The 3,533-nt window shown below is 64.9% G+C and carries 4 protein-coding genes; 2 read left to right on the plus strand and 2 right to left on the minus strand.

Annotation, left to right across the window (positions count from 1 at the left end; translation table 11 throughout):
* Positions 1-263, minus strand: a 263-nt coding sequence (locus ACLQ62_RS04055) for a hypothetical protein (RefSeq protein ID WP_411720392.1), incomplete at its 3' end; no start/stop codon positions are given.
* A gap of 46 nt (positions 264-309) precedes the next feature.
* Entirely contained in the window at positions 310-1,422 is a 1,113-nt protein-coding gene (gene serC, locus ACLQ62_RS04060; RefSeq protein ID WP_411720393.1) for a phosphoserine transaminase, read from the minus strand.
* Between the two features lie 126 nt (positions 1,423-1,548).
* Here serC and ACLQ62_RS04065 point away from each other — a divergent pair, with 126 nt between their 5' ends.
* Both ACLQ62_RS04065 and ACLQ62_RS04070 read left to right on the plus strand, forming a co-directional pair.
* Entirely contained in the window at positions 1,549-2,244 is a 696-nt protein-coding gene (locus ACLQ62_RS04065; protein WP_411720394.1) for a metal-dependent transcriptional regulator, read from the plus strand.
* A gap of 271 nt (positions 2,245-2,515) precedes the next feature.
* Complete coding sequence (locus tag ACLQ62_RS04070; RefSeq protein WP_411720395.1) at positions 2,516-3,466, plus strand: C40 family peptidase; 951 nt, start codon at positions 2,516-2,518, stop codon at positions 3,464-3,466.
* The last annotated feature ends 67 nt before the right edge of the window (positions 3,467-3,533 follow it).

The following is a 3,533-nucleotide window of genomic DNA, read 5'->3' on the forward strand; positions in this document are numbered from 1 at the left end:
TTTATTTCGACGTCGATGACGAGGAGGAGTACGACGAGGTGGACGACGAGGACGACGACGAGGATGACGATGACTATGACGACGATGACGACGACGAAGACGAAGACGAGTCCGATGACGACGACGAGACCGATGACGATGACGATGACGACGACGAGTCGGATGATGACGACGAACTCGACGACGCCAGCGGCTCCGACAACGAGGGCATCGACCGCAGCTACTGAGCGCGGCTGCTGAGCAACAACCGCCCGCTCGATCATCACGAAAGCCCCCGCCGGGGAGGGGCCTTTCGTGATCGTCCCGTCGTTACAGTGCGGCGACGACGTACTCGATGCTGCGGGTGAGCTGGCGAACGTCTTCAGGCTCGATTGCGGTGAAGGTCGCGACGCGCAACTGGTTCCTGCCGAGCTTCCGGTACGGCTCGGTGTCGATGATGCCGTTGGCACGAAGGACCTTGGCGATCGCGGCGGCGTCGATCGAGTCGTCGAAGTCGATTGTGACGACGACCTGCGAGCGGTGCTCCGGATTCGACACGAACGGAGTCGTGTACGACGTCTTCTCTGCCCAGGCGTACAGGTGCGACGACGACTCGGCGGTGCGCGCCGAAGCCCAGTCCAGGCCACCGTTGCCGTTCATCCACTCGAGCTGGCTGTTCAGCATCACGAGCGTCGCCAGCGCCGGTGTGTTCAGCGTCTGGTTGAGGCGGGAGTTGTCCACCGCATTCTTGAGGCTGAGGAACTCGGGAATGTAACGACCGGATGCCGCGACGCGTTCCACACGTTCGAGTGCCGCGGGCGAGAACAACGCGAACCACAATCCGCCGTCCGACGCGAAATTCTTCTGAGGCGCGAAGTAGTAGACATCCGTTTCGCTCGCGTCGATCGAGATGCCGCCGGCGGCGCTCGTCGCATCGATGACGGTGAGGGCGCCGTCGTCGCCGACGACACGTCGCACCGGGGCCATGACGCCGGTGGATGTCTCGTTGTGCGGCCAGGCGTAGACGTCGATGCCTTCGGCGACCTCGACCTCACTGCGCGAACCACCGGGGGCGTCGCGGACAAGCGGTGCCTCGAGCCACGGTGCCGCGGCAGCCTGGGCGAACTTCTGGCCGAATTCTCCGAAGGTGAGGTTCTCGCTGCGGCGTTCGATCAGGCCGAATGCGGCGGCATCCCAGAACGCGGTCGACCCGCCGTTGCCGAGGATGACCTCGTAGCCCTCCGGAAGTGAAAACAGGGTCTCAAACCCGGAGCGGACACTGCCGACGAGGTTCTTGACCGGAGCCTGCCTGTGAGAGGTGCCGAGCAGATTGGCGCCGGCGCGAACGATGGCGTCCACCTGCTCCGCCCGGACTTTTGAAGGGCCGCAACCGAAGCGACCATCGGCGGGCAGGAGTTCTGGGGGGAGGGAAATCTCTGGCATCCGCTCATTGTAGAAGCTCCAGCATGCCGTCGCGGTGCGAAGCGGGCGAGCGCGGCGGGCGGCCCGAACCGCTCAGGGGGGACCGGTAGGCTGGTCGCAACTGCGCTGAACCCTGGGGAGACGTCAATGACAGATCTGATTGACACCACCGAGATGTACCTTCGTACGATTCTTGAGCTGGAAGAAGAGAACATTGTGCCCCTGCGGGCACGGATCTCTGAGCGGCTCGGGCACTCGGGTCCGACGGTGTCACAGACGGTCGGGCGGATGGAGCGGGACGGCCTCGTCGTGGTCTCCGGTGATCGGCACCTCGAATTGACCGTTCCCGGCCGGCGGAAAGCCATCCACGTGATGCGCAAACACCGGCTCGCCGAACGCCTCCTCAGCGACGTCATCGGGCTGGAGTGGGAATTCGTTCACGAGGAAGCCTGTCGCTGGGAACACGTGATGAGCGAGCAGGTCGAGCGCAAGCTCCTGGCAATGCTCGACCACCCCACCGAGTCGCCGTATGGCAACCCGATTCCCGGCCTTGACGAGTTGGGCGACACGCCCGCCGGTACGTTCTCCCATGGCGTCACGAACCTCGTCGAACTGGTGCGCGGATCCACAAGCGCGATCACAGCGACGATCCGCCGCCTCGGCGAGCCGGCACAGGTCGACCCCGAGCTGCTGCTTCAGCTCAAGCAGGCCGGTGTGATGCCCGGCAACATCGGCGTCTTCTCCGCGGTCGGATCGTACGTTCTCGTTCGGGTCGACGGTTTCGGCGACGGCCTCGAGCTGCCCAATGAGGTCGCCGGGCACATCTTCGTCCAGGACGCATAGCCCGGTTTACAGAGCTTCGGTGTTCGCGCCCAGCGAGCGCCGCTGGCATCCGTCGCTTGTACGTCGTTATGAATTCGTTAGAAATCTGTCGTTTTTGGTGACAAATCGGTAACGGTCACGTACCCTCGGATGAGTCTGAAGGTCGCACGTCGATCGCAGGACCCAGCGCAGGGCGCCTCACTTACTCGTCTCCCTGTGCCGGAGATCCCGATATTTTTCGCGGATGAGACAGCTGCCCTAACGGCTGTGCGAGGCGCCGGAGGTTCTGACCTTGGCCATTTCTACCGATCCTGAGTCACTCGGGAATTCGTTGCAGCCTTCGGGCTCCAGCACCGTTGCGAAGCAGGCAGCGGTCTCTCCACGCCTCGCGGCCTCCCGCAGCGCCGCACCACTCGCCGCACCAACCGGCCCAGCTTCCGCCCCGAGAAGCCCCGGCAAGTCGGGCTGGCGCGCGTGGCGCTCAACCGCGATCATGGCGCTCGTCGTTCCCGGCCTCTTCGCCACCATGGCGCTGCCGGCATACGCCTTCACGCCGGCAACGGATGCGGCGGGCCACTCCTCGCTCCATTCGCTGAAGGAAGCAGGCGCGCAGTCGCTCTCCGTCGATGCCGGCGTCACCGCCAACGCCGTCGCCCGCGACGGTTATTCGGCCACAACCGAAGCCGAGCTTGCCGCTGCGAACGCTGCTGCGGCAGCGGCCAAGGCTGCCGCCGAGGCGGCAGCGAAAGCCGCCGCCGACGCAGCGAAAGCCGCTGCAGACGCAGCGAAAGCCGCTGCAGACGCAGCGAACGCCGCCGCCCAGCGAGCGACGTTCACCGAAACGCAGAAGAGCTTCTCCGGCCCCTCAGCTGAGGACCTCGTGAAGGCGCCGCCGTACCCCAACTTCAGCCTCGCCCAGGTCTACTCGGTCGCGCTGCAGTACCAGGGTGTGCCGTACGTCTACGGCGGGGCGACCCCGGCCGGCTTCGATTGCTCCGGCTTCGTGAAGTATGTGTACGCCCAGTTCGGCGTCAACATGCCGCATTCCTCGACGGCCCAGGGCAACATGGGAACGCGAATTTCCATCGCGGACGCCGTCCCCGGCGACCTGATCGTCAGCGACGGGCACATCGGCTTCTACGCCGGCGACAACAAGATCCTGCACGCATCACGCGCCGGAACACCGCTGCGAATCGGCCCGATCTACGCAGACAACTGGTGGGTCGTCCGCATCGGAATCTGATCCAACCGGATGCTGTCCACCGGGTGAACAGTCTCCGCACTAGCACAGAATCGGCGTGCCTCCGTAC

The sequence above is a fragment of the Mycetocola sp. genome, assembly GCF_046716805.1.
GTDB lineage: Bacteria > Actinomycetota > Actinomycetes > Actinomycetales > Microbacteriaceae > Mycetocola_A.